Origin of the sequence: Pseudactinotalea suaedae, assembly GCF_009733815.1 — a bacterium.
GTDB lineage: Bacteria > Actinomycetota > Actinomycetes > Actinomycetales > Beutenbergiaceae > Pseudactinotalea > Pseudactinotalea suaedae.
Map to the genome: position 1 here is coordinate 1 of NZ_WNXY01000007.1, position 25,122 is coordinate 25,122.

Genomic DNA, 25,122 nt, shown 5'->3' on the forward strand with positions numbered 1-25,122 from the left:
GGCCCAGTCCACGGCACCGATCAGGATCTGCACCTCGGCCGCGTCAGCAGTTCGGCGAGCTTCCCTCACCTGACCCAGCAGGTCCACATCACCACCGGCACCCTCACCACCACCGGCAGCCGAGGCCACGGTGGAGGGAGCAACAGCGGTGGTGGTCATGACTCAAACCTACGTTCGACCACCGACATCGCACCCGAGCACCTCACGACCAGCACAGCGCCATCGTCACCACCGGCGGCAGGAGCCGCCAGGGACGAGAGTGGAAGCGCCGGAGTTCTCATGAGCCAAACCTACGTTCGACCACCGACATCGCGCCCGAGCACCTCACAGCCAGCAAGGCGCTATCGACACCGGCGGCAGGGGCCGCGGGCGTCGACAGCGGAAGCGCTGGGGTGCTCATAGATCAAACCGACGTTCCACCACCGACATCCGACCCGAGGACCTCACCACCAGCGGGGCGCTGTCGACATCACCGGCGGCAGATGCCGCGGCGGAGGGAGCAACAGCGGTACTCATGGATCAGACCGACGTTCGACCACCGACGTCCCACCCGAGCACGCCCCAGTCAAGCCGAGCACGAGCGGACGCCTAGGAGATCGGAGGCCCAGCCGCTCAGGCAGTCCAGCGCCGCCCAGATCGAGGCCCAGATGAGCGAGGCCCGGAGCTGGAGAACGCCGGTGCCGGCTCCCCAGGACCGTCACCACGGATGCTGGCGCAGTACCGATGGCTTCACGGAGATCGAGGCCACGCCACGATCGGACCCCAACCGTGCGAGAGTCACCCACTCCGACCGCTGCCCAAACCAACGCCTCACACAGGCGCTGACACCCCTGCCGCAGCCCGCGCCGCCGCTGGGAGAGCCTCGAGGATCTGCCCGACCGCGTCCTCGTGGTGCGCAGCCGAGACGAACCACGCCTCGAACGCCGACGGCGGCAGGCTGACCCCCGCGTCCCGCATCGCGTGGAAGAACGCGGGGAACCGCCAGTGCTCGCTCGTCTGCATCCCCGCGTAGTCGCGCGGCCCGGCAGAACCGCCCCACAGGGTCGGCTCACCGAACGCGACAGAGAACAGGTTGCCGGCACGCTGCACGTGCGCCGCCACCCCCTCCTCCGCGAGTGCCCGCTCGACGGCGGAGCTCACCTCGTGCGCGACGGCGTCCAGCCGCGCGTAGACGGCCTGGTCGGCAAGCCGCAGCGTGGCGGCGCCGGCCGCCACGGCCACCGGATTCCCGCTGAGGGTGCCCGCCTGGTAGACGGGCCCGAGCGGTGCGAGCAGGTCCATCAGCGCGGCCGGTCCGGCGAGCGCCGCGACCGGGAGTCCGCCGCCCACGACCTTGCCGAAGGTCAGCAGGTCGGGCTGCCACCCGGTTTCCCGGTCTCGCTCGATCCCCCACCAGCCGGAGGCGTGCACCCGGAACCCGGTGAGCACCTCGTCGGCGATCACCAGCGCGCCGTGCGCGTGCGCGAGCGCGGTCAGATCCGTGTTGAAACCGGGGTCCGGCGCGACCACGCCCATGTTGGCCGCCGCGGCCTCGGTGATGACGGCCGCGATCCTGCCGGGGTGGGCCTCGAACGCGGTACGAACCGCGTCGAGGTCGTTGTAGGGCAGCACGATCGTGAGCGCGGCGAACGGCTCCGGCACGCCCGCAGAACCGGGCAGCCCGAGCGTCGCGACCCCGGACCCGGCGGCGGCCAGCAGCCCGTCGGAGTGCCCGTGATAGTGCCCGGCGAACTTGATGATCAGATCCCGACCGGTCGCCGCCCGGGCGAGCCGGATCGCCGTCATCGTGGCCTCGGTACCGGTCGAGACGAACCGGATCTTCTCGGCCACCGGCACACGCGCCCGCACCAGCTCGGCCAGCTCCGCCTCGCCCGGCGTCGATGCCCCGAACGACAGACCGCGCGCAGCCGCCTCCTGCACGGCCGCGACCACCTCCGGGTGCGCGTGCCCGAGGATCGCCGGACCCCAGGACCCGACCAGGTCCACGTACTCGCGCCCGCTCACATCCGTGACACGAGCACCCGACGCCGCCACCAGCATCAACGGGTCTCCCCCGACCGAGCCGTGCGCCCGCACCGGCGAGCTCACACCGCCCGGCATCAGGCCCCGCGCGCGCGTCAACGCCTCGCTCATCGTCTCGTCCACTCCGCCAGCTCCATCGCCCAGTACGTCAGCACCGCGTCGGCGCCCGCGCGCACGATCGCGGTCACGGACTCCATGATCGCCGCCTCGCGCGCGATCCAGCCGTTCGCCGCTGCCGCCTCCACCATCGCGTACTCCCCCGACACCTGGTAGGCCCACACCGGCACCGGGCTGACGTCGGCGACCTCTCGCAGCACGTCGAGGTAGGGCAGCGCCGGCTTGACCATCACGATGTCGGCGCCCTCCGCCACGTCCAGCGCGGCCTCGCGCACACCCTCGCGTGCGTTGGCGGGGTCGAGCTGATAGGTGCGCCGGTCGCCCTGCAGCTGGGAGTCGACCGCCTCGCGGAACGGCCCGTAGAACGCCGAGGCGTACTTGGCGGCGTAGGCCAGGATCGCGATGTCGGTACGGCCTGCGGCGTCGAGGGCCTCGCGCACCGCCGCCACCTGTCCGTCCATCATCCCGGACAGCCCCAGCAGGGCGGACCCGGCCTCGGCCTGGGCGAGCGCCATCTCGGCGTACCGCACGAGCGTCGCGTCGTTGTCGACCCGCCCCTCGCCGTCGAGGACCCCGCAGTGGCCGTGGTCGGTGAACTCGTCCAGGCACAGATCCGTGGATACCACGACGGCGTCGCCCACCTCGGCGGCGACGGCCGCCGTGGCCCTGTTGAGGATCCCCTCGGGGTCGGTCGCCCCCGACCCGACGGCGTCGCGGTGCTCGGGGATTCCGAACAGCATGACGCCGCCGACACCAGCCTCAGCCGCCTCGGACGCCACCCGGCGGAGGGAGTCGATCGAGTGCTGCACCACGCCGGGCATCGATGACACAGGGCGATCGTCCGCGTCGTCCGGCCCATCGATCACGAACATCGGCAGCACCAGCTGGCTCGCGCGCACCTGCGTCTGGCTCACCAGCCGGCGCATCGCGGCGCTGCTCCGCAGCCGCCGGGGTCGGATGGGGATCCTGGCACTCATACGACGCCTCCGGTGGAGTCGATGGTCGAGGCGATCGTGCGGGCCGCGCCCAACATCTCGGCGATCGACGGCGCCGCCGCCACCGCCGAGATCGTCAGCCCGGCGGCGCGGGCGTCCTCGGCGGTCTGGGCGCCGATCGCGACCAGCCGGGTGTCGTCGGGCAGACCGACCTCGGCGAGGCGGCGCGCCACGCTGCCGCTGATCACGAGCGCGATGTCGGCCTTGCCGGTGCGCAGCGCGTGCTCCTCGCTCGCGCTCAGGCTCGCGGGCGCCGTGCGGTAGGCGACCACGAGGTCGACGTCCCAGCCCTGGGCGCGCAGGCCGTCGGCGAGCAGCGGCCGCGCCAGGTCCGACTGCACCACCAGCACACGCCCTGGCCCCGGGGCCGGCCATGCCGCGAGTAGCTCCTGCGCCCCGCCGGACCCGGTCAGGCCGACCGTGAATCCGGCCTCCTGCAACGCGGTCGCGGTCGCGCGGCCGACGGCGGCCACCTGCGTCCGCTCCGGGATGTCCACGCCCTCCAGGGCCGGCACGGCGGCGGCGCTGGTGATCGCCAGCCAGTCGTAGTCACCGGCCCGCAGCCGCGCGAGCGCCTCGCTCAGCTCGGCCGACGGCGCCGGCAGCACCTCGATGAGCGGCAGCACCCACGGGACCAGCCCGACCTCGGTGGCCTCGGCAGCGACCGCAGCACCCCACATCCCGCCACGCGGCACCAGCACGACGCTCATGCCGGACCCTCCTGCAACCACTCCTGCACGCCCGCCTCGATCAGCGAGCGGGCGGCTCGCACGCCGATCTCCGCAGGGTCGCCCAAGCGGTCGTCCAACCGGGTGCCGTGACGTCGCCGTCCATCGGTCGAGTAGGCGACCGCCCGCAGGCTGACGCGGCCGAACCGTACCGCGGCCGTCGCGGCGACCGGCGCCGCGCAGCCGGCCTCGAGCTCGGCGAGGAAGGCGCGCTCCACCGCGACCGCCTGCCCGGTGCGCTCGTCGTCGACCTGCCTGACCTGCTCGATCACCTTCTCGTCCCCGGACCGGGCCTCGATAGCCAGCGCGCCCTGCGCGGGCGCCGTCGGCCACTCGAAGACCTCCGCGGTCAGCTCCTCCCGGCCGATCCGGGCGAGCCCCGCGGCGGCGAGCACCACGCCGTCGAGGTCGCCCTCGGTCACCATGGCGAGCCGGGTGTCGACGTTGCCGCGGATGTCCACGATCTCGAGGTCCTCGCGCGTCGAGAGCAGCTGGGCGCGGCGCCGCGGCGAACCGGTGCCCACCCGGGCACCCTCGCGCAGCTCCGCCAGCGGCGTCCGCGCGCACAGCACGTCGCGGTGGTCGGCGCGCGCCGGCGTGGCCACGACCTCCAGCCCCGGGTGCGGCGTGGTCGGCAGGTCCTTGTAGGAGTGCACCACCACGTCGCACTCGCCCGCGAGCAGCGCCTCCCGCAGCGCCGCCGCGAACACCCCGGTGCCGCCCAGGCTGGACAGCGACGCCCGGCTCGAGTCGCCGTGGCTGCTCATCGGCACGAGCTCGACGTCGACTCCGTGCCCGCGCAGCGCGTCCGCGACCATGCCCGCCTGGGTCTGGGCGAGCACGCTGGCGCGGGTACCGAGACGCATCGTCGTCACGGCGCGACACCTGCCACTGCCGGCGCGAACGGCCGGCGCGCGTTGGCGCAGCACTCCGGCCGGCACACGTCGATGTCGGGGCCGAGCTCGGTCAGCGCGGCGCGCTGGGAGCGCGGGCGGCCCTCGGCACGCTCCCGCACGAGGTCGGCCAGCCCGGCGACGAACGTCGGGTCCGCACCCGGGGTCGGCACGCGGATCGCGTCGAACCCGTGCTCGGCTGCGGTCTCCATCGCCTCGTTGTCGAGGTCCCAGAGCACCTCGAGGTGGTCGGAGAGGAACCCGATCGGCGCGATCACCAGCGCGTCGGGGCGGTCGGCACCGGTCTCCTGGGCGTCGCGGGCGATGTCAGCGATGTGGTCGTTGATGTCCGGCTCCAGCCAGGGCTGGCTCGGCGGGCCCGAGCGGGACTGGTAGACCAGCGCCGAGTCGAGCGCGACGCCGTCGGGCACGCCGGTCCGTTCCATGACGACCCTGCCGACGGCGAGGTGCTGGGCCTCGTAGGCCCCTCCCGGTCCGAGGTCGCGCCCGGGCGCGCCGGAGCGCTCGGCGTCACCGGTCGGGATCGAGTGGGTCGCGAACAGGACGGTGATGCGCCGCCTGCCCCGCCCGGCCAGCTCGGCCACCGCCCCCTCGACCGCCGTGACGAACGACTCCACGAACCCGGGGTGGTCGAAGAAGCTGCGGATCTTGTCGACCTCCAGCACGTCGGCGAGCCCGGTGGCCGCGAGGGCGTCCGCGAGGTCCTCGCGGTACTGCCGGCAGGAGGAGTAGGAGGAGTACGCGCTCGTCGCGAGCACCAGCAGCCTGCGGTGGCCGGCCTCGTGCGCCTCGTGCAGCGCGTCGGTCAGGTAGGGCGCGAAGTTGCGGTTCCCCCACAGCACCGGCAGCGCGGGCCCGGTGCGCGCGAGCTCCTCCTCCAGCGCCTGCCGCAGCGCACGGTTCTGGGCGTTGATCGGGCTGACGCCGCCGAAGTGGTGGTAGTGCTCGGCGACCTCGGCCAGGCGCTCGTCCGGGATGCCGCGGCCGGCGGTGACGTTCCGCAGGAACGGCATCACGTCCTCGGAAGCCTCCGGGCCGCCGAAGCCGAGCAGCAGCACGGCGTCATAGCTGGTCGGCTCGGTGACGTAGGTGGCGCCGCCTCGTGCCGCGGCGGTCGCCGCCGGCACCACAGCACCCGGCGCATAGGTCGCCTCGGTCGCGCGGGGCGGCTTCCCGCCCGCGCCGGCGCGCAGCCCGACCGTCGGCTGGCTCGCCCCGCTCATGACAGCACCTCCGCCAGCTCGGCGGGGGTGACCCGGCGGCCCGTGAAGAAGGGGACCTCCTCGCGCACGTGGCGGCGGGCCTCGGTGTAGCGCAGGTCACGCATCAGGTCGACGAGCTCCATCGGGTCGTCCGCCTCCAGCGGGAGGATCCACTCGTAGTCGCCGAGCGCGAACGCGGCCACGGTGTTGGTCAGCACCCCGCGGTGCGCGGCGCCCTTGCGTCCGTGGTCGGCGAGCATCGTGCGCCGCTCCTCCTCCGGCAGCAGGTACCACTCGTAGGACCGGACGAACGGGTAGACGCACAGCCAGCCCTTGGGCTCCAGGCCGCGCATGAAGGCCGGCACGTGCGAGGCGTTGAACTCGGCGGTCCGGTGCACGCCGGCGGCGTGCCAGGCCGGCGCAAGCGGTGCGAGCAGCGCGGTGCGGCGCAGCGTGCGCAGGCCCGCCTGCACGGCCGCCAGATCGGGTCCGTGGAGCCAGATCATGACGTCGGCATCGGCACGCAGGCCGGAGACGTCGTAGAGGCCGCGGATGCGCACGCCGGTGTCCTCGACGGCGGAGATCGCCTTCTCGAGCTCATCAGACCGGCCACCCGACGGCTGCTCGAGGCGGGCGAAGGTCGCCCACAACGTGTACTCGGTGGTCTCGCTCTCGGGTGCGGTGGCAGCGGATTCGGTCACCCCTCCACCCTAGGTCGGATCCCGGAGCAGGCGTCGCGACGTCGCGTCAGGTCACGGGTGGCGCGTGCCTCAGGACAGCAGGCGGCCGGCCGCCGCGGAGCCGTCCGCGATCGACCAGGCCAGACCGGTGCCGGCGAGCCAGCCACCGGCGGCCTCGAGGTCGGGCACCTCGGCCAGGCGGTCGCGCATCGTGTCGCGGTGCTCCGCCATCGAGGGCTCGACGGCGGAGCGAGCCATGCTCCATCGCGTCCGGTCGGACGCGCGCAGGTCGGCGACCGACCAGGCGCCGCCCGTGAGGGCGCCGGCGTCGGCGACCGCCTGCTGCACGAGGTCGTCGTCGGGGTGCTCGAGCGCGTCGTAGGTCAGCCGCAGCACCACACGGCCACCGGCCTCCTGCGCCAACCAGGCCCACTTGGCGCTCGAGAACGTCAGGGACCGGGCACGGACCCGGCCCCCGCCGTCGGCGACGATGACGCCGGAGCGCTCCGCACCGCCGTCGTGCGCGAGCACGAGCGTGACGAGGTCGACCGGCCGCGGCGCCGGCCACGAGCGGCCCGTGGCCGCGACCGGCTCGGGCAAGCCGCTGGGCCACCACCAGGGCGGGCACGCGAGCAGCACACGGTCGGCGTGGATCACCGTGTCGCGCGAGGTGCGCACCCGCCAGCCGCGCAGGTCGCGCTCGAGCGCGGTCGCCGCGGCGGGGACCATCGCCGCCCCGAGCGTGGTCAGGTCTCCGACCAGCGCGTCGACCACCTGGCCGAGACCACCGACCAGGCCGCCGAGCTGACCGCCGCCGCCTCGGAGCGCCGCCGCGAGCGAACCGCGCTCGGCCATCCGGCCCAGCACACCGGGCAGCAGCGTCTCCGGTGGCACCTCGTCGACATCGAGCCGGTGCACACCGCGGACCAGCGGTCGCGGCCAGGCGTCGAGCACGGCCTCACCCATGCGCGCGCGGACCAGCTCGCCGAGCGTGGTGGCGTCCGCACCCACGGCCGCCGGTAGCGACTCGTCCTGGCGGGCGCGCCGGTGGGCCGCCTCCCCCAGCACCGCGAGCGCGGGATCGGCGAGGTCCGTGGGGATGCCGAGCGCAGCGCCGTCAGGGATCCGCATCGAGCCCTCCGGTCGGTGCACACGCGTCCCGACCGGTTCGGGTGAGCAGATCCGGTCGGCCACGCCGAGCTCGGTCAGCAGGGCGTGGACGGTGCCGCCGCGCGTCGCGAAGCCCTCGGCGCCGACGTCGAGGTCCAGCCCGTCGAGGTGACGCCGGGCGATCGCGCCGCCGAGGTCGTCGGCGTCGAGGACCGTCACGACCTGGCCCTCCCGCGCCAGCGCGCGTGCGGCCACGAGCCCGGCGATACCGCCCCCGATCACGACGGTGGAGCTCAGCACCCTTCGAGCCTAACCCTGCTCATTCCCGCACAGCACCCTCGACCATGCCGCGGATGAAGTGCCGCTGCAGGAACAGGTAGACCACCACCACGGGCAGCGCCACGAGCACCGCGGCCGCGGCGAGCAGCCCGGTGGCCTGCACGTGCTGACCCTTGAAGAGCGCGAGCGCCAGTGGGGCCGTCCGGAAGGTGCCGTTGGGGCTCATGACCAGCGGGATCAGGAACTCGTTCCACGTCCACATGAACACCAGCAGCACCAGCGTCACGACCGCTGGTCGACCGATCGGCACGAGGATCGACCACAGCGTGCGCCAGGAGCCGGCCCCGTCGAGGACCGCGGCCTCCATCACCGGGCGCGGCGCGGCGCGGAAGTAGGCGCGCATCCAGTAGGTGCCGAAGGCGATCGACTGCGCGATCTGCGGCAGCGCGACCGCCCACAGGGTGTTGGTGAGCCCGAGCGTCCGGAGGTCGTAGAACAGCGGCACCACGATCGCCTCGGCGGGCACCATCAGACCCAGCAGGAAGAGCGGGAACAGCCACCCCGAGCCCCGCACCCTCATGGTGCCGAACGCGTACCCGGCCAGGATCGAGGCCAGCACCGCGACCGTGACGACGACGGCCGCCACGGTGGCCGAGGTCAGCATGTAGCGGCTGAACTCGCCCTCGGTCCAGGCCTGCCGGAACACCTCGAGGCCGCCGGGCGAGGTGGTGCTGGGCGTCAGCGCGGTGCCGAGCGCGACGACGATCGGAGCGAGCGCGAAGGCTGCGAACAGCACCAGCACCGCGTAGTTGGCTGCGCGCTCGGCGCGGGAGACGATCACGGCTCGACCCGGTCCACGTACCGGTTCACGACCAGGTTGATCGCGAAGATCAGCACCGTCAGCGTCACCGCGATCGCCGTGGCCGAGCCCACGGCACCCTCGCGGAAGGCGCGCTGGAACACCTCGTACGCCGGCACGGTGGTCGAGGTCCCCGGACCGCCGCCGGTCGTGACGTAGACGAGGTCGAAGGTCTTGAGCGCCGCCACGATCGTCAGCGTGAGCGCGACGGCGATCTCGGCGCGGATCGAGGGCAGCGTGAGCGAGAAGAACTCGCGCACCGCGCCCGCGCCGTCCAGCCGCGCGGCCTCGTACTGCTCGCGGGGCAGCCGCGCCATGCCGGCGAGCAGCAGCACCGTGACCAGACCCGTCTGCACCCAGGTCCCGACCATGCCCACGGCCGGCAGCGTCCAGGTGTAGTCACCCAGCCAGCTGCGGGTGAGCTGCTCCAGCCCGACCGCGCGGAGCACCGTGTTGAGGGTGCCCTCGGGTGCGTAGATCTGCCGCCACGCCACCGCCACGACCACCATCGCGATCACCTGCGGCAGGAACACCACGGTCCGGAACAGGCCCAGCCCACGCACGCGGCCCCGGTTGAGCACCGCGGCCAGCAGCAGCCCGATCGCCAGCGGCAGCACCGCGAAGAAGCCGATCAGCACCAGCGCGTGCCCGAAGGCGTCCCGCAGCTGCTCCTCCTGCACGAGCGCGACGTAGTTGTCCAGGCCGACGAACGTCGAGGCGCCCAGCCCGTCCCAGGAGTACAGCGAGTACTGCACGGACCGCGCCAGCGGGTACAGCAGGAAGCCGCCGAACAGCAGCAACGCCGGTCCCAGGTAGGCGTAGGGCAACCAGCGGCGCTGACCGCGCCGCAACGCTCAGCCGCCCTGGGTGAAGGCGCTGTAGTCGGCCTCGAGCCCCTCGAGGAACTCGGTGGGCGTGGCCTGGCCGCCGATGAGGTCCTGCAGCCCGGCGCCCAGGGTGTCGCCCATGGTCGGCGTCGCCCAGTCGAGGTAGGGCAGCAGGCTGCCGCTCTCGCTGACCGTGCCGAACGCCTCGAAGATCTCCGCGTTGACGCCCTCCGCCGGCGCGAGCTCGGCGGTGCGGTTCACCGGCATGTTGCCGGTGTCGGCCAGCATCTGCATGGCGTCGTCGCTGGTGATGAAGTCGATGTAGGCCGCGGCGGCCGCCGCGTTCGGGCTCTGCGCCGTGATCGCGAACGGCAGGCCGGTGCCGCCGGTGGTCGCGACCGGTCCCCCGGCCTCGGCCGGCGGCGGAGCCATGAAGCCCACATCCTCAGCCATCGCGGCCTCCAGGTCCGCGGCCAGCCAGGAACCGCCGATCAGGAAGACGGCGGAGCCCTCGGAGAAGGACTGCCAGGCGGCGTCGTAGTCGGTCCCGTTGGGCCCGTCGTTGAAGTAGCCCGCCTCGACCCACTGCTGCAGCTCGGCGGCGGCCGCCTCGTTCTCGGGCGTGGTCCACGACGCCCCCGCGTTGCCCATGCCGAGGGCGGCGATCTCGTCGGCGGGCACGTGCTGGCCCTGGATCGGGCCGAAGACGTGCCCGGCGGGCCAGCCGTCGAGGTTGCCGAGCTGGATCGCCGTCGCGCCGCTGCCCTGCGCGGTCGCGAGCGCGGCGGTGAAGTCCGACCAGGTGCCGCTGCGGAGCGCCTCCTCGTCGATCCCGGCGGCGGCGAGCGCGGCGCGGGAGTAGAAGATGCCGACGATCTCGCCGGTCTGCGGCAGCCCGTACAGCGCGCCCTCGCCGAATGTGGCGCCGCCGTCCCCGTAGGAGGACACCGCGAGCACGGACTCGCTGTAGCGGTCACGCCAGCCGTAGGCGTCGGCGTAGTCGTCGAGGTCGAGCAGCAGCCCCGCCTCGACGAACGCGCCCATGGTCCCGCGGGTGTTGTTCGCCTGGACGACGTCGGGCGCGTCGTCGCCGGTGAGCGCGCCGCGCAGCGTGGTCTCCAGGTCGTCGAAGGACGACGAGACGCGGTCGATGGTGACGTTGGGGTAGAGCTCCTCGAACGCCGCGTTGAGCTGGGTCATCTGCTCGTCCTGCCCGCCGCGGACCTCCTGGTCCCACACCGTCAGCGTGATGTCACCGAGCGCGGCGACATCGGTGCTGATCTCCTGCGGCTGCTCCGAGGGGGACTCCTCGGTCCCGGTACCCGGCGCGCACGCCGCCAGCATGAGGGCCAGGGCGAGCCCTCCGGCGGTCGCAGCGGTGGCGGTGGAGGATCTCATCGGTGCTCCTTCAGCGGAATTCGGTGGGGCGTCCGTGCCCGGCGCACAGTCTCCCACGCACGCTCCGCTCGCGGCGTGCGCGGCCCGCCGATCCGGTCGCGCTACAGGCTGTGCACCAGCTCCACGATGCGGGTGAGCACCGCCGGGTCGGTCTCGGGCGGGACGCCGTGCCCCAGGTTGACCACATGGCCGGGTGCCGTGCGGCCACGGGCCACGACGTCGCGGACGTGCGCGGCCAGCACCTCCCAGGGAGCACCGAGCAGGGCGGGGTCGATGTTTCCCTGCAGCGGGACAGCGGGCAGCTGAGCGGCAGCCTCGTCCAGAGGTGTGCGGTGGTCGACCCCCAGGACATCGGCGGCGCGCGACATCGCCGGCAGCAGGTGACCGGTGGCGGTGCCGAAGTGCACGGTCGGCACACCGCGCTCGCGCGCGGCCTGCAGCGCGGTGATCGAGGCCGGCAGCACCGCGCGCTCGTAGTCGATCAGCGACAGCGAACCGGCCCACGAGTCGAACAGCTGCACGGCGCCGGCGCCGGCCTCGACCTGCGCCAGCAGGAACGCCGAGGACAGCTGCGCCGTCCAGGCCATCAGCTGCTGCCACGCCTGCGGGTCGGCATGCATGAGCGCGCGGGCGGCCAGCTGATCCTTGCTGGGTCCGCCCTCGACGAGGTAGGCCGCGAGCGTGAACGGGGCGCCCGCGAAACCGATGAGCGGTATGCCCCCGGCGCCCTCGAGCTCGGCGACGACGAGCCGCGCGGCCTGGGCGACGGCGTCGAACATCTCGCTGCTCGCGCCGTCGGGTGCGTGGGCGACCAGCTCGCGCACGTCGGCAGCGGTGCGGACCGGGTGCGCGAGCACCGGGCCCTTGCCGGGCACGATCTCGACGTCGACGCCGACCAGCTTGAGCGGGACCACGATGTCGCTGAACAGGATCGCGGCGTCCACGCCGTGGCGGCGGACCGGCTGGAGTGTGATCTCCGCCGCAGTCGCGGGGTCCAGACAGGCGTCGAGCATCCGGGTACCGACCCGGAGCGCGCGGTACTCGGGCAGCGAGCGGCCGGCCTGTCGCATGAACCACACCGGCAGCCGTTCGGGCCGCTCGCCCCGGTAGGCGCGCAGCAGCGGCGAGGAGGCCGAGGCGGCGGCGGTGGGCAGGGCGGGCGATGGCGTGGACACGCCCCGATCGTGCCACTGCCGAGGACCGTGCAGTCGTGACGCCGTGTCGCTTCCCCGGCCGGCCGCGCCGGCGCGACGCGGCGAGGAGCAGGCCGGGCAGAACTCGTCGCGCATGGCGCCCAGGTGGCCGTCGCAACCGGTTGCCGCTCCGACCGGCGACGAATACTGCCCGCGCCATGGCTCGTCCGCGCCGGCGCGGACGAGCGACCACCTGGCGGACGTGACGGGGCGTCAGCAATCGGGGTGCGTCGGGCGCCTACCCTGTGAGGGTGCTCGTGTGCCTGGGAGCGAGCCACCGCACGGCGACGTTCGACCTGCTCGAGCGGCTCGCCTCGGGGCTCGCAGACGTCGTCGCCCCCGCCGCCGCCCGCGGTCGGGTGGCTCTGGCGACCTGCAACCGCTACGAGCTCTACCTCGACGTCGAGGAGGGCACGGACCCCTCCGAGCTGCTGGGCGACCTCGCCGCGGCAGCGGACGTGGACGCTGAGGAGCTGGCCGGCGGCATGCGGGTGATCGAGGGCAGCCGCGTCAGCGCGCACCTGTTCGCGGTGGCCTCGGGCCTCGACTCGATGATCTTCGGTGAGCGCGAGATCACCGGCCAGGTGCGCCGCGCGCTGGCCGACGCCCAGCGCGCCGGGGTCACGACACCCGCGCTGGAGCGGCTCTTCCAGGGTGCGACGGCGACGTCGCGCGAGGTGCGCGCGATCAGCGGCATCAGCCAGGGCGGGCAGTCGATCGTGCAGCTCGCGCTCGACCTCGCGGAGACGCGGGTCGGGCCGTGGCGCACCGCACGCGTGCTCGTGATCGGCACCGGCAGCCACGCCCGGGCCCTGTGCGGAGCGCTGCAGGAGCGCGGCGTCCCCGCGATGGCCGCGTGGTCGCCCTCTGGCCGCACCCTCCCCCACCCCGCCGTGCGCATGGTCGCCGACGACGCGAGCCACGCGCTCGACGCCGAGCTCGGCCAGGCCGACCTGATCATCACCTCGACCACGTCGCAGTCGCTGACGGCCGCGCGGCTCGCCGCCGCGCGTGAGCGGACGCAGCAGCCGACGCTGGTCGTCGACCTCGGCATGCCCGCGAACGTCGAGCCCGCCGTCGCCGAGCTGGGTGGCGTCGAGCTCCTCGACCTGCCGACGATCGGGCTGCACGCCCCGGTCCCGGAGCTGCAGGCCAGCGCGCAGGCCCACGACCTGGTGGAGTCCGCGGCGGGCGCGTTCGACGCCAGCGCCGCGGCCGGCCCGGTGATCGCGGCGTACCGCGACCACGTGAAGCGGCTGCTGGAGCAGGAGCTGGGGCGCATGCAGGCCCGGCCCGGGACGTCGGCGGAGACCGCCGAGGCCACGGAGCGGGCGCTGCGCCACTTCGCCGGCGTTCTCGTGCACGGCCCGACGACCCGCGCTCACACGCTCGCGGCCGAGGGCCGGCTCGCCGAGGTGATCGCCGCCGTCGAGACCCTGTACGGCCCACAGCCGGCGCTGGACCAGCAGCCGAGCCGCGCGGCCACCGGCTGAACCGGGCGGGCGCTCCCTGCCCGCCGGCGTCTGCTTCCTGCCTCCCCCCGTCGCGTCGCCGCTTTCACCCCGTTCCATCCGTCCCGAGCCGGCCGGACGATCGAGCGCCTCGCTAGCGTCGTCGAATGCGAACCCGACCCACCACCGTGGCCGCCGCGGCGCTGCTGATGACGTGTCTGCTCGTCGGCTGCAGCGAGCCCGAGGGTGTCGCGGTACCGACCGAGCCGACCTCGACCACGGCGACGGCGACGGCGACGGCGACGGCGACGGATGACTCCACCGTCGAGGACGAGCCGACCGTGACGGACGAACCCACCGTCGAGGTCGAGCCCACCGTCGAGGTCGAGGTCGCTGCGGGCGGACCGCAGACCTGCGGCACGGTCACGAGCGTCGTCGGCCAGCAGCTCACGGTCGAGATCGTCGTCGGTGACGTCGACTGCGCGTTCGCCGAGAACCTGCTGGACACCTACTACAACGATCCGCCCAGCCCGCCGGAGGGCAGCGGTGGCTATCTGGTGATCGGCGACTGGGAGTGCAACAGCTCCTCCAGCCAGGAGCCAGGTCGGGCGTCCACCTGCCACGGACCGGACGACGGCCTCGTCGTCGCGGTCCCGGCCGGCGGTGACAACGACCCGCAGCCTGGACCGGTCTGCTCGCAGATCGACCGGCCGACGTTGGATCAGATCTTTCCCGAGGGCGGTTTCGACGAGGCTCGCTGCCAGTCCTACATCGACGGGGAGAACGCGATCGGCTGACGTGACCGTGGTGACCCCGGTCGCCGACGCGCCGTAGGCTTGACCCCCGTGGCTCACCTACTCGGCGCGGAATCGGTGAGCGTCTGCTACCCCACGGCGACCGTGCTGCAGGGCGTCACGCTCGGCGTGGACGAGGGCATGCGCATCGGGATCGTCGGCCGCAACGGCGACGGCAAGTCCACGTTGCTGCGTGTGCTGGCCCGCCAGCAGGAGCCCGACGACGGCCGGGTCACCCACCGCGGCGGTCTCCGGGTCGGCGTGCTCGGGCAGACCGACGACCTCGCCGAGGACGCGACGATCACCGAGGCGGTGCTCGGCGACCTCGCCGATCACGAGTGGGCATCGGACCGACGCTCGCGGGAGGCGGTCGAGGCGCTGGTCGGCGACCTCGACATGAGCACCACGATCGGGAACCTCTCGGGAGGGCAGCGCCGCCGGGCCGCGCTCGCCGCGCTGCTGCTCGGCAGCTGGGACGTGCTGGTGCTCGACGAGCCCACCAACCACCTCGACGTCGACGCCATCACCTGGCTGGCCCGCCACCTGCGCGACCGCTGGCCGAAGGGACAGGGTGCCCTGCTGCTCGTCACGCACGACCGGTGGTTCCTCGACGAGGTGGCGACCACCACGTGGGAGGTCCACGACGGCGTCGTCGACCCCTTCGAGGGCGGCTACGCCGCGTACGTGCTGCAGCGGGTCGAGCGCGATCGGCAGAACGCGGTCCTGGAGGCCAAGCGGCAGAACATGATGCGCAAGGAGCTCGCGTGGCTGCGCCGGGGCGCCCCGGCGCGCACCTCGAAGCCGCGCTTCCGCATCGAGGCCGCCAACCAGCTGATCGAGGACGTGCCGCCGCTGCGGGACCGCGTCGAGCTGTCCCGGATGGCGACGGCGCGGCTGGGCAAGGACGTCGTCGACCTCCACGAGGCCGGTGTCACCTACAAGGGCGCCCCCGCGCCGGTGCTGCGCGACATCGAGTGGCGCATCGCACCGGGCGAGCGCACCGGGATCGTCGGCGGCAACGGTTCGGGCAAGTCCACCCTGCTGGCGCTGATCGCGGGATCGCTGGCGCCCACGGCGGGCCGGGTCAAGCGAGGCAAGACGGTACGCATCGGCATCCTCGACCAGCAGTTCGACCAGCTGGCGCAGATCAGCGGCGACCGGGTCCGGGACGTGCTGGCCCGGTACCAGACCACGTACTCGATCGACGGGTCCGATCTCACCCCGGCACAGCTGCTGGAGCGGCTCGGCTTCCGCACCCCGCTGCTGTCGGCGCGGGTGGGCGACCTCTCGGGTGGGCAGCGGCGACGTCTGCAGCTGCTGCTGGTGCTGCTCGACGAGCCGAACGTGCTGCTGCTCGACGAGCCCACCAACGACGTCGACACGGACACCCTCGCCGCGATGGAGGACCTGCTCGACACCTGGCCCGGCACGCTCCTGGTCATCAGCCACGACCGGTACCTGCTCGAGCGGGTCACCGACAACCAGTACGCGATCCTCGACGGCCGCCTGCGTCACCTGCCCGGCGGGGTCGACGAGTACCTGCAGCTGCGGGCGGCGATGTCCGCGCAGGCGGCGCCCGAGCCCGCGACCGCGGGTTCCGACACCGGTGCCACCGGCGCCCAGCGGCACGCCGCGCAGAAGGAGATCGCCTCGCTCGAGCGCCGAATCGAGCGGCTGCAGGCGCAGATCGAGGCCGAGCGCGCCGCGCTGGCCGAGCACGACCACTCCGACTACGTCGGCCTCGGTGCCGCGGCGGGGCGGATCGAGGGGCTGCAGAGCGAGCTGTCCGAGCTCGAGCACCGCTGGTACGAGGCGATGGAGGTCGCGGGTTAGCTAGCCGAGCACCGGCGACGACCGGGCGTGGCTCACGGCTCGGTGACGAACCCCATCTCGACCATGAAGTCGAAGGCCACGTCGGCGGGGAGCTCGCCGCCCTCGTCGACGCGCAGGTTGAGCTCGCGCAGCCGCTCGTCGGTCAGCTCGGCGGTCACCAGGTCGTAGATCTCCTCGAGCTCGGGGTACTCCTCCAGCGTCTCGGTGCTGAGCACCGGAGCCACGTTGTAGGCGGGGAAGTAGCCGCGGTCGTCCTCGAGGACGGTCAGGTCGAGGCTGTCGATCCGGCCGTCGGTGGTGAACACCTCGCCGAAGTTGCAGGTGCCCCGGTCGGTGGCCGTGTACACCGCGCCCGTGTCGAAGATCATGATGTTGTCGTTCGGCACCCCCTCGGGCGTGCCGCGCGGGATCTCGTAGGCATCGAGCATCGGCCCCAGCCCGTCGGCGCGCGAGTTGAACTCCGCCTCCACGCAGATCGTGCGCTCCGCGACCGGGAGGTCGGCGATCTCGCTGAGCGTCGAGATGCCGCCCAGCTCCTCGACCGCCTCGGAGCGCACCGCCATGGCGTAGGTGTTGTTCAGCGGTCCCGGCGTCAGCCACGTCAGACCGTTCTCGAGGTCGGCGTCCCGCACCGCCTGCCACTGCTCCTGCTGGTCCGGGATGCCTTCGGCCTGTCCCAGGTACGTCAGCCACGCCGTGCCGGTGTACTCGTAGGTGACGTCCGCCTCGCCCGAGAGCATCAGCTCGCGCACGGGCACGCTGCCCGGCACGTTGGTCAGGTCGGTGACCTGGAACCCGGCCGCCTGGGCGGCCATGACGGCGATCTTGCCGAGGATCAGCTGTTCGGTGAAGTTCTTGCCGGTGACGGTGATCGAGGCGTCCTCGGGCAGCCCGTCGATCTCATCGATCGTCCCGGGCGCGACCGGTGGCGTGTAGGCGGTCGCGGGATACAGCCCGCACCCCGCCAGCAAGCCCGCCGCGAGCGCGGCCAGGGCCCCACCGGCGCGCCGGCGGCCCCGGCGTCGTGTGCCCGTGGTCGTGGTCGTGGTCGTGGTCATCACATCCCCTTCGGCCGGGCCACGTGCTCGACCACGCGGCCGGCCCAGTCGATCAGCAGCGCCAGCAGCGCCGTCAGCAGGGCACCGGTCACCAGCACCCGGAGCTCGTAGAGGTTCACGCCCGTGGTGATCAGCAGCCCGAGCCCACCGCCGTTGATGAAGCTCGCCAGCGCCGCCGTGCCGACGAGCAGCACCAGCGCGGTGCGGACCCCGGACAGCATCACGGGGACGGCGAGCGGGAGCTCGACGCGGAACAGCACCGCGGGTGCCGTCATGCCCATCCCACGCCCGGCCTCGACCAGGCGCTGGTCGACCCCGCGGATCCCGACCATCGTGTTGCCCAGGACCGGCAGCGCCGCGTAGATGACGAGCGCGATGATCGCCGCCCAGAACCCGTCGGGCAGGAACGGTGCGGCCGCGATCAGCACGATCAGACCGACCGCGGGTGCGGCCTGGCCGAAGTTCGCGACCGCGAGCACGCCGCCGGCGAACCTCCGCATCGGGCCTCGGGTCAGCAGCACGCCCAGCGGCACCGCGATCGCCAGCACGATCACCGTGCCCACGACCGTCAGCCACAGGTGCTGGCCGATCAGCTGCAGCAACGACCTCGCGTTCAGCGTCTCCCGCTCGACCGGGCTGAGGTCGGCGGTGAGCAACCAGATCACGAGGGCCGCCGCCGCGGCGAGGATCGCCACGACCTGGACGACCAGGGGTCGCCATGCCCGCCTGGTGGGCGCGAGGTCGGTCGGGCTCGCGAGCGCCTCAGCCATCGCTGCCCCTGGCTGCCGGGTCCGAGGCGTTGGTGCCGACGGGGGCGCCGGCCATCGCGTCGCTCGCGGCCGCGCGCACGGCGCTGATGGCGGCCATCACGACCTCGACCGTGATGACGCCGACGAAGGCGCCGCGGTGGCCGGTGACGAGCGCGGCGCCGGCGCTGGAGACCAGCATCTCGTCGAGGGCGTCGTTGAGCGTGGCGCCGCTGCCGACCACGGGGGTCTTGGGGTCGGCGGCCTCGGGGATCGATGTCATCCGCTGCAGCGCACGGCGTGACGGCCAGCTCAGCGGCCGGTCGCGCTCGTCCACGACGACGACGTGGCCGTGGCCGGCTGCCTCGGCCCGGGCGAGCGCGTCGGCGGCGGAGTCCCCCGGGCGGGCGGTGACCGCTTCGGCCAGGTCCACGTCGCGGACGCGCTGCAGCCCCAGCTGCTTGAGCCCGGCGCCGCTGCCGATGAAGGACTCGACGAACTCGTCGGCGGGCTCGGCCAGGATCCGCTCGGGGGTGTCGTACTGCGCGATGTGCGCGCCCTCGCGGAACACGACGATCCAGTCGCCCAGCTTGACCGCCTCGTCGAAGTCGTGGGTGACGATGACGATCGTCTTGCGGAGCTCGTGCTGGATGCGGATCAGCTCGTCCTGCAGCCGCTGCCGCGTGATCGGGTCGACCGCGCCGAAGGGCTCGTCCATGAGCAGCACGGGTGGGTCGGCCGCGAGCGCGCGTGCCACCCCGACGCGCTGCTGCTGCCCGCCCGAGAGCTCCTTCGGGTAGCGGTCCCGGTAGGTGTCGGGGTCGAGCGAGACGAGGTCGAGGAGCTCGGTGGTGCGCTCCTTCACGCGGGCGTCGTCCCAGCCCAGCATCTTGGGCACGATCGCGATGTTCTGGGCGACCGTCATGTGCGGGAACAGGCCACCGGCCTGGATGACGTAGCCGATGCGGCGCCGCAGGTCGTCGCCGTCGATGTCGGTGACGTCCTCCTCGCCGAGGACGATCCGGCCCTCGGTGGGTTCGATCAGCCGGTTGATCATCTTGAGCGTCGTGGTCTTGCCGCACCCGGAGGGCCCGACGAGCATCACGACCTGACCGGCCGGGATCTCGAGGGTCACGCCGTCGACGGCGGGGCGCTGCTGCCCGGGGTAGCGCTTGGTCACGCCCTCGAGGCGGATCGCCTTGCCGGTGATCGTTCTCTCGTCGCCCTCGGAGCGGGCGGTAGCGGTGTCAGACACGGATACCTTTCGGGGTGGTGAGCCGCCCGATGGCGAGCAGCGCGAGGTCGAGCACGAGGGCGAGCACGATGACGCCCACCACGGCGGTGACGATCGACTCGATCGACCCGGCACCGCCCATGCGGGAGAGCCCTTGGAAGATCAGGCCACCGAGACCGGGACCGAGCACGAAGGCGGCGACGGCCGCGATGCCCATCACCATCTGACCGGAGATGCGCACGCCGCTCAGGATCACCGGCCAGGCGATCGGCAGCTCGACCCTCCAGAAGGTCCGGAACCGGCTCATGCCGATGCCGCGAGCCGACTCCACGACCGCCTGGTCGACCCCGGCGAGACCGACCACCGCGTTGCGCAGGATCGGGAGCACGGCGTAGAAGACGACAACCACGACCGCGGGTGTCACGCCGAAGCCGAGCGGTGCGACCATCAGGCCGATGAGGGCGAACGCGGGGATCGTCAGCCCGATCGCGGTGACGCCGTTCGCGACGGCGCTGAAGGTCGCGTTGCGATAGACGAGCGCGGCGATGCCGACGCCGAGGACGGTGGCGATCACGAGGGACTGCGCGACGAGACTCAGATGCTGCACCGAGGCGAAGGCGATCTCCCCGACCCGACCCGTCACGAACTCGCCCATGTTGTTGCCGACCCCATCGGTTTCGTATGACATCTCACGTTCCGTACCCAGCTGGCCCCTCCCGCACGCAGGAGGAACGGCCCAAGACGCTAGCGGCTCCCTGAGGACCTGTCCATCCGAGCGGCCGGCCCCGGATGTCAGTAACGACTACCGATGCCCGCGACGAGGCCCTCCGAGTAGCGTCGAGGTGGCGGGGATCGCCATGGAGCAGAAGGGGGCCGGCGCCCGTGCCCGGAGCAGACAGCACAGCAGCACGAGCGGCGCTCGCGCTGGTGGCGGCGACGCTGCTGGCGGGTTGCTCGAGCCTCGACGGCGACACCTCGACGACCTCGGTGTTCGACCTCGAGCCGGGCGTCTGCGTGCTGGCCCCGAGCCACGAGGACGTGGCGGTCGAGCTCTCGGAGGTGGCCACCGTCCCGTGCGAGGAGCCCCATCAGCTCGAGGTCTTCGCGCTCGTCGACTTCCCCGAGCGCAGCGACACCGACACCGAGCAGGCGGGCAGCACCTTCCCGGGTGATGCCCTGCTGAAGGACTTCGCCGACGGCGCGTGCGCCGAGCAGTTCGCGGCCTACGTGGGCGTCGACTACCGGGACTCCGAGCTGTTCTTCACCTACCTCGTCCCGTCGGCGCGCAGCTGGCAGGCCGAGGACGACCGCACCGTGCTGTGCCTGATCACCACCACCGGCGAGGACCTCAGCCAGTCCGTGGCCGGCACCGGCTGGTGACGGCGCACCGACGAGAGGAACCACGATGGGCAGACCAGCAGGCGCGACCGGCGGCACGCTGATGTGTCCGTTCGGGGCCGCGACGTCCGCGGTGGTCGGGCTCGCGTCTCCGACCGTCCTCATCGAGGGCAAGCCGGCCGTGACCATGCGGGACAACCTGCCGATGGCCAACGTGCCCTCGTTCGGTCTGTGCAGCTCGCCGTCCAACCCCACCGTGGTCGCCGCCACGGCGGCCGCGATGGGGGTGCTGACCCCGATGCCCTGCGTGCCTGTGCTGACACCCTGGACCGGTACGGCGACCAGGACCCTCGTCGGAGGGGCACCCGCGCTGGCGGCCGGGTCGATGTGCACCTGCGTCTACGGCGGGGTCATCCAGCTGGTCAACCCGGGCACGGTCAGGACGATGGTGGGCTGAGCCTGGCGTCGAGCGTGGAGAGCTCGGCCGCCAGCGCGTCGAGGTCGGCGCCCCGTGCGCTCGCCGCTGCGTCCGCCGGGCTCGTCTCGCCCGCGGCGACGGCCTCGATCGCCGCCCGGTAGCGCAGCAGCCGGCTCTCGGCCGCGTCGAGCGCGGTGCCGAGCAGGCCGCCCAGCACGTCCACGGAGATCTCCACGTCGCCGAGACTGACCGAGCTGCGGGCCGCGAACGTCCCGGACGTCAGGTCGACCTCGAACGCGACGTCGAACTCGGCGTCGGTCGCCCGCATCGCCAGCTCGACCGCCTGCGGCAGCAGCGGCGGCGGCACCGGCGTGGGGTGCACGGCGTAAAAGCTGACGCTCCGCGCGATCGGACGCACGACACCCAGCACCCGGCCCACCCACGGGTCGGCGGCGTCGACGTCGACCGTGGCGAGGTCGACGTCGAGCTCGAGGTCGTGCCCGCTCACCACGAGCGCAACCGCGACGTCCCTCAGGAAGGTGGGCTCGACGCCGTCGAGCTGGGCGTACGCGGCCCTGACGTCGACGGTCGACGCCGTCCCGGGGGTGCCCTCACCGGCGTCGGTCACGGGGCGCCCGCCCCGGCCGGGACGGACGAGCCCGACTTCAGCTTGATCAGGTCGCGGATCAGCTCGATGCCTGCCGGCGAGTTGCGTCGCGGCTTGCGTGCGAGCTCCGCCTCGAGGTCGGCCAGCGTCAGCTGATCCGTCCAGGCGTCCAGGTCCGCCTGGGACGTGTGGCGTCCGAGTGCGGTGTCTCCGATGATGGCGATCACTCCCTTGGGCAACGGTTCGACGTCAGCGTAGGCCTGCGTGCGCTCGGTCAGCTTGCCGCGCTTCTCGCTCGAGAGGAACATCCGCACCCGCCAGCCGAAGCCGCGGTCGGTCTTCGCGTTGTCACCCAGGTGACCCTTGGTGGCGAGGTCGTTGCGCTGCTGGGCGAGCGTCCCGGTGTCCTTCCACGTGGTGCGTGCCGACGCCACCGTGTCCCCGACGGTCTTGCGGACACCCTTCGCCTGCTCGAGATGGCCCATGATCTCGTCATAGGTGGTCTTGGGATCCGCGCTGGTGCTCATCGAGCCGAGCACCGCCGTGCGGATCTTGGCCAGCAGGATGCTGTGCTCGCCGCCGCCCTCCTCCGGATCGCTCCCCGGTCGCACCGACGAGGGGGTGATCTGCTGCACGTACGCCGCGGTGATCCGCTTCCCCTCGACGCGGTAGTGGGACAGGAACTCGAGCGCGACCTCGTCACCCTGTGCGGCGCGCACGACGATGCCGTCGACCGCCATCTTCGGGTGCTGCTTCAGCTCGTCCTCGGCGGCGCCTTCCAGGTGCAGCAGCTCGGACTCCTTCTGAGCGCGCTTGGCCATCGCGGCGAGCACGTTGTCCGCGATGAAGTGCCCGAGCGCGTGCAGGTTGTCGAGCACGGCCTTGCCGGACTTGATGGCGAGCGGGATGCCGTACCCGCCACCGCTGGCGAGCTGCGCGATCGACAGCACGAGGTCGCCGATCCCGGAACCGAGGGTCCAGCAGTGGTTCTCGAGCTGCTTGGTGTAGACCTGCGAGACCTTCATCAACGGGTACACCGTGACGTCGACCTTGTCGGTGGAGCGCGCCCGCGCGCCGAACATGCTGACGTCGGTCTCGCGCTGGCGCATACCCGTCATCGTGACGTCCATCGTCGCCTTGACGATCGACAGCACCGCCGAGGCGATGTCCAGCCCCGGCACGACCTTGGCGACGCCGGCCGAGACACCGGAGTCGATCAGCTTGGCGAGGTTCGCCGTCTGCTTCGCGGCCCCCACCAGCCCGTCGAGACCGGCAGCTCCCGCCTTGGTGGCCTTCAGGCCCTCGTAGGCGTCGTTGTTCTCCCACGCCGACTTGATGGACGTCACCATCGCGAAGGCCGACTGCACGGCGCCGAGCAGGCTGGTGAAGATGCCCGCGACCTGGCCGAAGCCGGTCTTGACCTTGGTCGCGTCCGACATCGGCAGCGCCGCCGGACCGTTGAGCTGGTCCTTCGACTTCCAGTCGTGGGCCTGCCGGCTGTCCCGGACGGCCTGCGAGATGCCCTGGTCGATCTTCGACGGCAGCACCGGGCCGTAGCTGGTCTTCTCGATGCCCTGCTCCTCGCGGAGCTTCTTGTCCTGGGGCTTGCCGATCTGGCCGGCGATGCCGCCGCCGACCACGTTGATCGCCGTCATCGCGGCGCCGCCGTAGGTCTGGACGTCCTTGAGCACCGCGCTGCCCTGGGTCAGGGCGTCGTCCTCCTTCTTCTGGAAGGCGACCGGGGTGGCGTCGAGCTCCTGCTGCTTCTCCGCGCGCTTGTCCTGCGGCAGCAGCATCAGCGAGGTCTCGATCGAGTCGCGGTCTCGCTGCGCCTGCCGCTGCTTGGCCGCGACGCGCTCGGAGGCCTGCGCCCACGCGGCGACGTCGAGCGCGCCGTCCTTGGGCGGCATCTGGTCCGCGAGCTTGTCCTCGAGGCTCGCGCGCACGGTGGCTGCTGCCTGGTCCTGCGCCAGCGCGGGATGCAGCGAGGGGTCCTTCGCCAGCAGCTCCCCGCGCAGCACCGCCATCCGCTCGTAGGCGAGCTCGACGTTCTTGCCGAGCATCCGCAGCTTGATCGTGGCGGTGTCGGCGGAAGTGTCGTCCTCGAGCTGCTGCTGCCGCACCGCACCATCGGTGCGGACCCGACGCACCTGGATCACCAGCCGCTCCGCGGCGGTCTCACGCGGTGGTCGCACCGACTCCAGCGCGCGGTACTTGACGTGCCAGGTCTCGTGATAGGCCTGGTCCGCTGCCTCCTGCTCGCTGAGCGGCTGGCCCCCGGACCGCCGGCTGCGCGGCAGCAGGAGGGTCTTGAACAGGCCGGTCTCGTAGTCGAGCGCCTCCTGGAACTGCTTGTTGACGGCGGCCATCCGGACGCCGGAGTCGTCGTCACCGCTCAGACCCGGACGGTAGATGGCGTCGCCCAGGGCGGCGCGGCCGGCCTTGCCCTGCTTGCGGGACTCGCTGAGGTTCTTCTTCTCGGTCTTCTCGGTCTTCTTGCTCTGCTTGGCGGCAGCCTTGCGCGCCTTCTCCTCGTCCTTGGCGCGCTGCTCCTCGGCCTTCTTCTCCGCCTGCTCGCGCTTCTCCTCCTCGGTCAGCTCCTCCTTGCCGAAGAGGCGCGTGACGAAGTTCCGCCGGACCGCCCGGGTGCCGGCCGGCTCCGAGATCACGTGCGCGATCTCGTGGGCGAGGATCCCCTCGGCGGCGGGCCCGCCCGCCGCGGCGCGGGACCCGAGGAACACGTCGTCGCCGACCGTGAACGCCTCGGCCGACATCGCCTGGTTCAGGCGCGAGGCCTCACCCCCGCGATGCACGCGCACCGACGACAGCGAGGTACCGAAGGCGCTCTCCATCCGGGTGCGCTCGAGGCCGCCCAGCCCGGTTCCGGTGGCCCGGGCCGCCTCGATCCTGCCCGACAGCGCGCCGTCGACCGCACCGCCCGCGGGCCCGACCGCGGCGCCCGGGAGCGCCACCGGTGTCGAGGACCGCCGCAGGTGCCCGCACCCGGCACCGTGGCGATGGGCCTCCGCGCCCTCGTGCGCCTCGGGGCTCGCCTCGGGACCGGGATCCCGGCGCAGGCGTGCCAGCGCGGTGTCGGCGAGTCGGTCGGCGTGGTGCTCGGCGGGATCGTCCGCACGCCCGACGACCAGTCCGCCCTCGGTGGCGGCGACCCCCGCCAGCGGCACCGGTGCGGCCGGCGCGGGCGCTGCCGAGGCGGCGTCCTCGTTCCGGACCGCGCGGGTCGTTCCCGCAGGCACGTGTGCCCGGGTCTCGTGCGTGCTCATACGCCCTCCGTCCGCCGCCGTGCGCGCAGGGTCTT

General features: G+C 72.8%; 22 protein-coding genes. 5 read left to right on the forward strand and 17 right to left on the reverse strand.

Going from position 1 to position 25,122, the window contains the following annotated elements:
* Positions 1 to 810: 810 nt before the first annotated feature.
* The 11 genes from GPA04_RS11680 to hemE all read right to left on the reverse strand — a co-directional run bounded on the left by GPA04_RS11680 (position 811) and on the right by hemE (position 12,306).
* Entirely contained in the window at positions 811 to 2,133 is a 1,323-nt protein-coding gene (locus GPA04_RS11680) for a glutamate-1-semialdehyde 2,1-aminomutase (protein ID WP_156224289.1), read from the reverse strand.
* Complete coding sequence (gene hemB, locus GPA04_RS11685; RefSeq protein WP_156224290.1) at positions 2,130 to 3,116, reverse strand: porphobilinogen synthase; 987 nt, start codon at positions 3,114 to 3,116, stop codon at positions 2,130 to 2,132. Before hemB ends, GPA04_RS11680 begins: the two co-directional genes overlap by 4 nt.
* Positions 3,113 to 3,844, reverse strand: coding sequence for a uroporphyrinogen-III synthase (locus GPA04_RS11690; protein WP_156224291.1), 732 nt, complete (start codon positions 3,842 to 3,844; stop codon positions 3,113 to 3,115). The genes hemB and GPA04_RS11690 overlap by 4 nt, the downstream gene beginning before the upstream one ends.
* Positions 3,841 to 4,728: a hydroxymethylbilane synthase gene (hemC, locus tag GPA04_RS11695; protein ID WP_156224645.1), complete on the reverse strand. Its 888-nt coding sequence runs from the start codon at positions 4,726 to 4,728 to the stop codon at positions 3,841 to 3,843. Before hemC ends, GPA04_RS11690 begins: the two co-directional genes overlap by 4 nt.
* 5 nt (positions 4,729 to 4,733) lie before the next feature.
* A complete protein-coding gene (locus GPA04_RS11700; protein ID WP_156224292.1) occupies positions 4,734 to 5,999 on the reverse strand; it encodes a ferrochelatase in 1,266 nt (421 codons plus the stop codon).
* A complete protein-coding gene (gene hemQ, locus GPA04_RS11705) occupies positions 5,996 to 6,679 on the reverse strand; it encodes a hydrogen peroxide-dependent heme synthase (RefSeq protein ID WP_156224293.1) in 684 nt (227 codons plus the stop codon). Before hemQ ends, GPA04_RS11700 begins: the two co-directional genes overlap by 4 nt.
* A 69-nt stretch (positions 6,680 to 6,748) precedes the next feature.
* Positions 6,749 to 8,068 (reverse strand): protoporphyrinogen/coproporphyrinogen oxidase, encoded by a 1,320-nt coding sequence (locus GPA04_RS11710; protein ID WP_156224294.1) that lies wholly within the window; start codon positions 8,066 to 8,068, stop codon positions 6,749 to 6,751.
* Positions 8,069 to 8,087: 19 nt separating this feature from the next.
* A complete protein-coding gene (locus GPA04_RS11715; protein ID WP_156224295.1) occupies positions 8,088 to 8,888 on the reverse strand; it encodes a carbohydrate ABC transporter permease in 801 nt (266 codons plus the stop codon).
* Positions 8,885 to 9,757 carry a carbohydrate ABC transporter permease gene (locus GPA04_RS11720; RefSeq protein WP_156224296.1) on the reverse strand — a complete coding sequence of 291 codons (873 nt, stop codon included), beginning with the start codon at positions 9,755 to 9,757 and terminating at the stop codon, positions 8,885 to 8,887. Before GPA04_RS11720 ends, GPA04_RS11715 begins: the two co-directional genes overlap by 4 nt.
* Before the next feature lie 3 nt (positions 9,758 to 9,760).
* Complete coding sequence (locus GPA04_RS11725) at positions 9,761 to 11,131, reverse strand: extracellular solute-binding protein (protein ID WP_156224297.1); 1,371 nt, start codon at positions 11,129 to 11,131, stop codon at positions 9,761 to 9,763.
* Between the two features lie 101 nt (positions 11,132 to 11,232).
* Positions 11,233 to 12,306: a uroporphyrinogen decarboxylase gene (gene hemE / locus GPA04_RS11730; RefSeq protein ID WP_241680757.1), complete on the reverse strand. Its 1,074-nt coding sequence runs from the start codon at positions 12,304 to 12,306 to the stop codon at positions 11,233 to 11,235.
* Between the two features lie 269 nt (positions 12,307 to 12,575).
* Here hemE and GPA04_RS11735 point away from each other — a divergent pair, with 269 nt between their 5' ends.
* The 3 genes from GPA04_RS11735 to GPA04_RS11745 all read left to right on the forward strand — a co-directional run bounded on the left by GPA04_RS11735 (position 12,576) and on the right by GPA04_RS11745 (position 16,402).
* Positions 12,576 to 13,817: a glutamyl-tRNA reductase gene (locus GPA04_RS11735; RefSeq protein ID WP_156224299.1), complete on the forward strand. Its 1,242-nt coding sequence runs from the start codon at positions 12,576 to 12,578 to the stop codon at positions 13,815 to 13,817.
* A gap of 125 nt (positions 13,818 to 13,942) precedes the next feature.
* Positions 13,943 to 14,572: a hypothetical protein gene (locus GPA04_RS11740; RefSeq protein WP_156224300.1), complete on the forward strand. Its 630-nt coding sequence runs from the start codon at positions 13,943 to 13,945 to the stop codon at positions 14,570 to 14,572.
* Between the two features lie 48 nt (positions 14,573 to 14,620).
* Positions 14,621 to 16,402, forward strand: coding sequence for an ABC-F family ATP-binding cassette domain-containing protein (locus GPA04_RS11745; RefSeq protein WP_156224301.1), 1,782 nt, complete (start codon positions 14,621 to 14,623; stop codon positions 16,400 to 16,402).
* Positions 16,403 to 16,434: 32 nt separating this feature from the next.
* Here the strand turns inward: GPA04_RS11745 and GPA04_RS11750 are convergent, their stop codons facing one another.
* Genes GPA04_RS11750 through GPA04_RS11765 form a run of 4 tightly spaced genes read right to left on the reverse strand, consistent with a single transcriptional unit; the run spans position 16,435 to position 20,095 of the window.
* A complete protein-coding gene (locus GPA04_RS11750; RefSeq protein WP_156224302.1) occupies positions 16,435 to 17,460 on the reverse strand; it encodes a glycine betaine ABC transporter substrate-binding protein in 1,026 nt (341 codons plus the stop codon).
* Positions 17,460 to 18,230, reverse strand: a complete 771-nt coding sequence (locus GPA04_RS11755) for an ABC transporter permease (RefSeq protein ID WP_156224303.1) — start codon at positions 18,228 to 18,230, stop codon at positions 17,460 to 17,462. The genes GPA04_RS11750 and GPA04_RS11755 overlap by 1 nt, the downstream gene beginning before the upstream one ends.
* Complete coding sequence (locus GPA04_RS11760) at positions 18,223 to 19,461, reverse strand: ABC transporter ATP-binding protein (protein WP_156224304.1); 1,239 nt, start codon at positions 19,459 to 19,461, stop codon at positions 18,223 to 18,225. The genes GPA04_RS11755 and GPA04_RS11760 overlap by 8 nt, the downstream gene beginning before the upstream one ends.
* Entirely contained in the window at positions 19,454 to 20,095 is a 642-nt protein-coding gene (locus tag GPA04_RS11765; protein WP_156224646.1) for an ABC transporter permease, read from the reverse strand. The genes GPA04_RS11760 and GPA04_RS11765 overlap by 8 nt, the downstream gene beginning before the upstream one ends.
* A gap of 227 nt (positions 20,096 to 20,322) precedes the next feature.
* Between GPA04_RS11765 and GPA04_RS11770 the strand changes: the two genes are divergently transcribed.
* Together GPA04_RS11770 and GPA04_RS11775 are read left to right on the forward strand one after the other, a co-directional pair.
* Complete coding sequence (locus GPA04_RS11770; RefSeq protein ID WP_162458593.1) at positions 20,323 to 20,820, forward strand: septum formation family protein; 498 nt, start codon at positions 20,323 to 20,325, stop codon at positions 20,818 to 20,820.
* Between the two features lie 25 nt (positions 20,821 to 20,845).
* Positions 20,846 to 21,235, forward strand: coding sequence for a DUF4280 domain-containing protein (locus GPA04_RS11775; RefSeq protein ID WP_156224306.1), 390 nt, complete (start codon positions 20,846 to 20,848; stop codon positions 21,233 to 21,235).
* Here the strand turns inward: GPA04_RS11775 and GPA04_RS11780 are convergent.
* Both GPA04_RS11780 and GPA04_RS21150 read right to left on the reverse strand, forming a co-directional pair.
* Positions 21,216 to 21,824 carry a type III secretion system chaperone family protein gene (locus GPA04_RS11780; protein ID WP_156224307.1) on the reverse strand — a complete coding sequence of 203 codons (609 nt, stop codon included), beginning with the start codon at positions 21,822 to 21,824 and terminating at the stop codon, positions 21,216 to 21,218. The two genes, GPA04_RS11775 and GPA04_RS11780, sit on opposite strands and share 20 nt — an antisense overlap.
* On the reverse strand, positions 21,821 to 25,087 hold the full coding sequence (locus GPA04_RS21150; RefSeq protein ID WP_206674207.1) for an eCIS core domain-containing protein: 3,267 nt from the start codon (positions 25,085 to 25,087) through the stop codon (positions 21,821 to 21,823). The genes GPA04_RS11780 and GPA04_RS21150 overlap by 4 nt, the downstream gene beginning before the upstream one ends.
* Positions 25,088 to 25,122: the final 35 nt, after the last annotated feature.

Excerpts from the sequence above, each read along its gene's own strand:
- GPA04_RS11690 (WP_156224291.1), bottom strand. The coding sequence starts at position 3,844 with ATGAGCGTCGTGCTGGTGCCGCGTGGCGGGATGTGGGGTGCTGCGGTC.
- hemC (WP_156224645.1), bottom strand. The coding sequence starts at position 4,728 with ATGCGTCTCGGTACCCGCGCCAGCGTGCTCGCCCAGACCCAGGCGGGC.
- GPA04_RS11750 (WP_156224302.1), bottom strand. The coding sequence starts at position 17,460 with ATGACCACGACCACGACCACGACCACGGGCACACGACGCCGGGGCCGC.
- GPA04_RS11700 (WP_156224292.1), bottom strand. The coding sequence starts at position 5,999 with ATGAGCGGGGCGAGCCAGCCGACGGTCGGGCTGCGCGCCGGCGCGGGC.
- GPA04_RS11740 (WP_156224300.1), top strand. The coding sequence starts at position 13,943 with ATGCGAACCCGACCCACCACCGTGGCCGCCGCGGCGCTGCTGATGACG.
- GPA04_RS11775 (WP_156224306.1), top strand. The coding sequence starts at position 20,846 with ATGGGCAGACCAGCAGGCGCGACCGGCGGCACGCTGATGTGTCCGTTC.
- GPA04_RS11765 (WP_156224646.1), bottom strand. The coding sequence starts at position 20,095 with ATGGGCGAGTTCGTGACGGGTCGGGTCGGGGAGATCGCCTTCGCCTCG.
- GPA04_RS11755 (WP_156224303.1), bottom strand. The coding sequence starts at position 18,230 with ATGGCTGAGGCGCTCGCGAGCCCGACCGACCTCGCGCCCACCAGGCGG.
- GPA04_RS21150 (WP_206674207.1), bottom strand. The coding sequence starts at position 25,087 with ATGAGCACGCACGAGACCCGGGCACACGTGCCTGCGGGAACGACCCGC.
- hemB (WP_156224290.1), bottom strand. The coding sequence starts at position 3,116 with ATGAGTGCCAGGATCCCCATCCGACCCCGGCGGCTGCGGAGCAGCGCC.
- GPA04_RS11725 (WP_156224297.1), bottom strand. The coding sequence starts at position 11,131 with ATGAGATCCTCCACCGCCACCGCTGCGACCGCCGGAGGGCTCGCCCTG.
- GPA04_RS11680 (WP_156224289.1), bottom strand. The coding sequence starts at position 2,133 with ATGAGCGAGGCGTTGACGCGCGCGCGGGGCCTGATGCCGGGCGGTGTG.